We start from the raw sequence: 3,008 nt of genomic DNA on the forward strand, positions 1-3,008 counted from the left end.
AAAAACAAAGGTCAAGTTAAAAAGAGCACTAGGAGAATGCCTAGGCACCAAGAGGCGAAGAAGGACGTGACAAGCTGCGAAAAGCTACGGGTAGGAGCAAATATCCGACGAACCGTAGATATCCGAATGGGGAAACCCACCTCAAAAGAGGAATCCCATACCCAATAAATAAGTATAGGAAGCGAACCAGGTGAACTGAAACATCTAAGTAACCTGAGGAAAAGAAAGAAAACTCGATTCCCCAAGTAGCGGCGAGCGAACAGGGAAGAGCCCGAAGTGTAAAAAGAGAAAATAGCTAGCCGAATCATCTGGGAAGATGAACCAAAGGAGGTAAAAGTCCCGTAGGCGAAAGCAAAGATATCCGACACAAAAGAGTACCACGGAACACGAGAAATTCCGTGGGAAGACAGGGGGACCACCCCCTAAGGCTAAATACTACTTGGTGACCGATAGCGAACAAGTACCGTGAGGGAAAGGTGAAAAGAACCCCGAGAGGGGAGTGAAAAAGAATCTGAAACCTAGTGTTTACAAGCAGCGAAAGTAGACAAGAACTACGATCGCGTACTTTTTGTAGAACGGGCCAGCGAGTTACGATTATTAGCAAGGTTAAACATTACAGATGTGGAGCCGAAGCGAAAGCGAGTCTTAAGAGGGCAAAAGTTAGTAGTCGTAGACCCGAAACCGTGTGATCTATCCATGGGCAGAGTGAAGTTGAAGTAAAATTCAATGGAGGCTCGAACCGGGTAGCGTTTAAAAGCTATCGGATGACCTGTGGATAGGGGTGAAAAGCCAAACGAACACGGAGATAGCTGGTTCTCCTCGAAATAGCTTTAGGGCTAGCCTCTAGTAAGAAAGTGAAAAGGGGGTAGAGCACTGAATGGTCAAGGGGCATGCATATGTTACCAAGACCTATCAAACTCCGAATACCATATCACAAACTAGGGAGTCAGACTATGTGGGATGAGCTTCATAGTCGAAAGGGAAAGAGCCCAGACCATCAGCTAAGGTCCCAAAATTATAGTTAAGTGGGAAAGGATGTGGAGTTACTGAGACAACTAGGATGTTGGCTTAGAAGCAGCCACTCATTTAAAGAGTGCGTAATAGCTCACTAGTCAAGTGACTCTGCGCCGAAGATAACCGGGGCTAAACTATATACCGAAGCTATGGAACGGAAACGTTGGTAGAGGAGCAATGTATGAAGGAGGAAGCAAAAGGCGAAAGCCATTGTGGACAACATACAAGAGAGAATGCTGGCATGAGTAGCGAGAGGTGAGTGAGAATCTCACCCGTCGAAAACCTAAGGATTCCTGAGCAAGGCTCGTCCACTCAGGGTAAGTCGGGACCTAAGGCGAGGCTGAAAAGCGTAGTCGATGGACAACAGGTTGAAAATCCTGTACCGATACAATCGTCAAAAAGGAAGTGGGGACGCAGGAGGATATTAAGAGCGCCCAGTTGGTGAGGCGTGCAAGCGCAAAGTCTGAAAAGTAGGCAAAACCGCTTTTCGAGAAGGATGAAGCGTAATGCGGATCGAAAACAAGTAGAGAAGCTTAAGACTCCACACTGCCAAGAAAAGCCACTACAAGAGAAGTATCGCCCGTACCGCAAACCGACACAGGTAGGTGAGGAGAGAATCCTAAGACGAGCGGAAAAACCTTTGTTAAGGAACTCGGCAAAATGACCCCGTAACTTCGGGAGAAGGGGAGCCCCTGTAAAAGGGGGCCGCAGTGAAAAGGCCCAAGCGACTGTTTACCAAAAACACAAGTTTCTGCTAAGTTGAAAAACGAAGTATAGGAGCTGACACCTGCCCGGTGCTGGAAGGTTAAGGGAAAGAGTAAGCGCAAGCGAAGCTTAGAACTGAAGCCCCAGTAAACGGCGGCCGTAACTATAACGGTCCTAAGGTAGCGAAATTCCTTGTCGGGTAAGTTCCGACCCGCACGAAAGGTGTAACGATTTGGGCACTGTCTCAACAAAGGATCCGGTGAAATTGTAGTAGCGGTAAAGATGCCGCTTACCCACGACAGGACGGAAAGACCCCGTGGAGCTTTACTGTAGGCTGAGATTGAATTTTGGGATTAAATGTACAGAATAGGTGGGAGGCAGAGAAGAAGGTACGCCAGTATCTTTGGAGCCGACGTTGGGATACCACTCTTTTAATGCTAGAATTCTAACCTAACCCCATGAACCTGGGGAAGGGACACTCTCAGTTGGACAGTTTGACTGGGGCGGTCGCCTCCGAAAGAGTAACGGAGGCGTTCAAAGGTTCCCTCAGCACGGACGGAAATCGTGCGAAGAGTGCAAAGGCAGAAGGGAGCTTAACTGCGAGACCAACAAGTCGAGCAGATGCGAAAGCAGGACTTAGTGATCCGGTGGTACCGAGTGGAAGGGCCATCGCTCAACGGATAAAAGCTACCCCGGGGATAACAGGCTTATCTCCCCCAAGAGTCCACATCGACGGGGAGGTTTGGCACCTCGATGTCGGCTCGTCTCATCCTGGGGCTGAAGTAGGTCCCAAGGGTTGGGCTGTTCGCCCATTAAAGAGGCACGCGAGCTGGGTTCAGAACGTCGCGAGACAGTTCGGTCCCTATCCGTCGTGGGCGTAGGAAATTTGAGAGGAGCTGTCCTTAGTACGAGAGGACCGGGATGGACAAACCGCTGGTGAACCAGTTGTACTGCCAAGTGCATAGCTGGGAAGCTAAGTTTGGAAGGGATAAGAGCTGAAGGCATCTAAGCCCGAAGCCCCCCTCGAGATGAGATTTCCCTCGAAAGATAAGACCCCTTGAAGAAAATGAGGTAGATAGGCTCAAGGTGTAAGTGTAGCAATACATTAAGCTAGCGAGTACTAATAGGTCGAAGACTTGACCAAAAAAGAAAAAGAAGATTAGTTTTAAGTAAATCTGGTGAGAATAGGACAATGGACACACCTGTAACCATACCGAACACAGAAGTTAAGCATTAGTCCGCTGATGGTACTTGGTTGGCAACGGCCTGGGAGAGTAAGTCATCGCCAG

The 3,008-nt window shown here is 48.7% G+C and carries 2 rRNA genes; both read left to right on the forward strand.

Features of this window, described 5'->3' with window-relative positions:
* Nucleotides 1–9: 9 nt before the first annotated feature.
* Nucleotides 10–2,863 (forward strand): 23S ribosomal RNA (locus ACQRC6_RS09665).
* A gap of 30 nt (nucleotides 2,864–2,893) precedes the next feature.
* Nucleotides 2,894–3,008 (forward strand): 5S ribosomal RNA (gene rrf, locus ACQRC6_RS09670); the annotation flags it as partial.

Source organism: Peptoniphilus sp. SGI.035 (assembly GCF_050315115.1).
Taxonomy (GTDB): Bacteria; Bacillota; Clostridia; order Tissierellales; family Peptoniphilaceae; genus Peptoniphilus_A.